Source organism: Salinisphaera orenii subsp. halophila YIM 95161 (assembly GCF_003732545.1).
Taxonomy (GTDB): Bacteria; Pseudomonadota; Gammaproteobacteria; order Nevskiales; family Salinisphaeraceae; genus Salinisphaera; species Salinisphaera orenii_A.
Genome location: NZ_AYKF01000133.1, coordinates 1 through 2,500 on the forward strand (window position 1 = coordinate 1; position 2,500 = coordinate 2,500).

The window sequence follows — 2,500 nt, forward strand, 5'->3', positions numbered from 1 at the left end:
GGGGGTGGTTCGGCGTGGGTGGCCAGCAGGCGGGGCGGCGCCTCGGCGGGGAACTCGACCAGCGCGGCATCGGCTGCGTCGACGCTGGTGCCCGACATCAGGCCGATGTACAACCCCGGGCCGCCGTTCATGTCTTCAGTTCGGCCGCGACGCGTCGTCGGCCGCTTCGTCCAGGCGTGCGACGTGGGTGTGCGACAGCGTCTTGAGCTGGGTCAGCAGCGGCGCGGTGTACTGCTTGAAATCCGCCAGTTGGCTCTTCGGCAGCCGGGTCGCCCGCGGCAGATCGACGGTTTCCGGATCCTTCGGCTCGCCGTCGACGCGGAACTCGTAATGCAGATGCGGCCCGGTCGCCAGGCCGCTCATGCCGACGTAGCCGATCACCTCGCCTTGCTTTACCCGGCTGCCGTTGCCCAGGCCCTCGGCGAATTTCGACATGTGGCCGTAGCGGGTCGACAGATGATCGTCGTGCCTGATGATGACTACGTTGCCGTAGCCGCCGCGACGCCCGCGGAAGACGATGCGTCCGTTGCCGGTGGCCTTGATCGGCGTGCCGGTCGGGGCGGCGTAGTCGGTGCCGGCGTGACGCCGGATCTTGTTGAGGACCGGGTGCTTGCGGGAGAGGCTGAAGCGGGAGCTGATGCGGGTGTAGTCGACCGGCGTGCGGATGAAGGCCTTCTTCATGGGGCGCCCCTCCGGTGAGAAATAGGCGCTCTCGCCGTTGTCGAGGGTGTAGCGCACGGCGCGTACCGGCTTGTCGTCGTTGACGAAGGAGGCCGCGAGAATGGGGCCGTCCGCGATCTTGTCGCCGTCACGATAGATCTCGTCGCGCACGACCACGAAACGATCGCCCGGCCGGATGTCGAGCGCGAAGTCGATGTCCCAGCCGAAGATCTTGACCAGCTGCATGATCTGGTTGTCCGACAGGCCGGCTTCGAGTGCGTCGACGTAGAAGCTCGTGTTGATGGTGCCGGCGGAGTAGGCCTTTCGGTGTTCGACGTCGCTCATCACGACATCGCCGGTGAAACCGTCGCCGTCGGGACGTACTTCGAGGGTCTTGAGCGGATCCAGCGGAAAGTCCACCGCCAGTACGCTGCCATCGCGATCGGCGCGCACCTGCATGGTGTCGCCCGCCTTCAATCCGCGGGTGAAGCGATCGCCGTACTCGTCCATGTGGGCGATCTTGAGCGAATCCCGGTAGGCCAGCCCGTGTCGATTGAACGCGATCGAGAGCGTGTCGCCGGACTGGATCGTGATTTCCTCCCAGCGGCCCGAGCCCTCGCCCGGTGCGTCGGCCGGCGCGGGTGGCCGGTTTGACGGAGGCAGCGTCTCAGAGCTCAGCTCCGAGGCGACCAGTGGCTGCGTGCGCACGCCGGCGGCGTCGACATTGACGTCGACGCGGGGGGCGGGTGTCGACCCGGACGCGATCTCCGGATCGCTCGCGGACACCGGAGCCACGGCGATCGTGCGCGCGCCGGCCTGTTGAGCATCGAGCCCACGGTCGTCCGTAGCCGCGGTGTCCTCACGGGCCGTGTGCTCGGCCCCGGCGGGGCGCGACTCGGCGTCGCTGTCGCCGGCGCCGCCCGGTACGCTCAGGCGCGCATCGACGAGCTGCGGCTCGGTATCGCCGCCATCGGTGTCCGAATCCGCACTGTCGGCCGCTGTGTCGCTCCCGGTCGACTGCCCCGGCTCGGGCGTGGTCGTCAGCCAGGCGGCGCCGGCAACGAGCGGTATCATTAGAAGGATCGCGGTCCGGCGCAGACGCGATGTACGGCGCGGCTGCTCGCGCAGCCACAGATAATCATTGTCGATCTTGCCCATATACAAAGCCGCGGAAAGCCAAAGCGATCGGACCCGAGTTACGAACGACCCCTGTACCGTCCGTAAATATCGGGATAAAAAAGCACAATCTCGGGTGCTTAGCAAGTGCGAAACGGCTAGACTATCGCCGCATTCATTCAACGCGCGCTGGCAAAGGGAGCGAGTCGCCGATGCAGGATCAATGGGCGGAGATAGGCCGCGGCTGTGACGAGATCATCCCCGAGGAACACCTCCGGGAGCGGCTGGCCGAAGCCGAAGCCGCGGGCAGCCGGCTGACGATCAAGGCCGGTTTCGATCCGACGGCGCCGGACCTGCATCTGGGGCATACGGTGCTCCTCAACAAGATGCGGCTGTTCCAGGACCTGGGCCACGACGTGGTCTTTCTGATCGGCGACTTCACCGGGCGCATCGGTGACCCCACCGGCAAGAGTGCGACCCGCAAGCCGCTGGACGAGGCGCAGGTGGCGGCCAACGCGGCGACCTATGAGGCGCAGATCTACAAGGTGCTCGATCCCGAGCGCACGCGCGTCGTGCTCAATTCGAGCTGGCTCGATCAGCTGTCGAGCGCCGACATGATCCGGCTTGCAGCCACCCACACGGTGGCGCGCATGCTCGAGCGGGATGACTTCCACAAGCGTTATCGCGCCAACCAGTCGATCGCCATTCACGAGTTCCTCTATCC

3 protein-coding genes (1 of these 3 cut by a window edge) are annotated in these 2,500 nt (G+C 66.6%); 1 reads left to right on the forward strand and 2 read right to left on the reverse strand.

Features of this window, described 5'->3' with window-relative positions:
• Both SAHL_RS18455 and SAHL_RS16325 read right to left on the reverse strand, forming a co-directional pair.
• A partial coding sequence (locus tag SAHL_RS18455) for an anhydro-N-acetylmuramic acid kinase (protein WP_184947784.1) occupies positions 1-131 on the reverse strand: 131 nt, incomplete at its 3' end.
• Positions 132-135: 4 nt separating this feature from the next.
• Complete coding sequence (locus SAHL_RS16325) at positions 136-1,818, reverse strand: OapA family protein (RefSeq protein WP_123592486.1); 1,683 nt, start codon at positions 1,816-1,818, stop codon at positions 136-138.
• 170 nt (positions 1,819-1,988) lie between these two features.
• Between SAHL_RS16325 and tyrS the strand changes: the two genes are divergently transcribed.
• A protein-coding gene (gene tyrS / locus SAHL_RS16330; protein WP_123592487.1) for a tyrosine--tRNA ligase crosses the window boundary here: on the forward strand, positions 1,989-2,500 show its start. 703 nt of this gene lie beyond the right edge of the window; only the first 512 of its 1,215 coding nucleotides appear in the window; it begins with the start codon at positions 1,989-1,991; its stop codon lies off the right edge, out of view.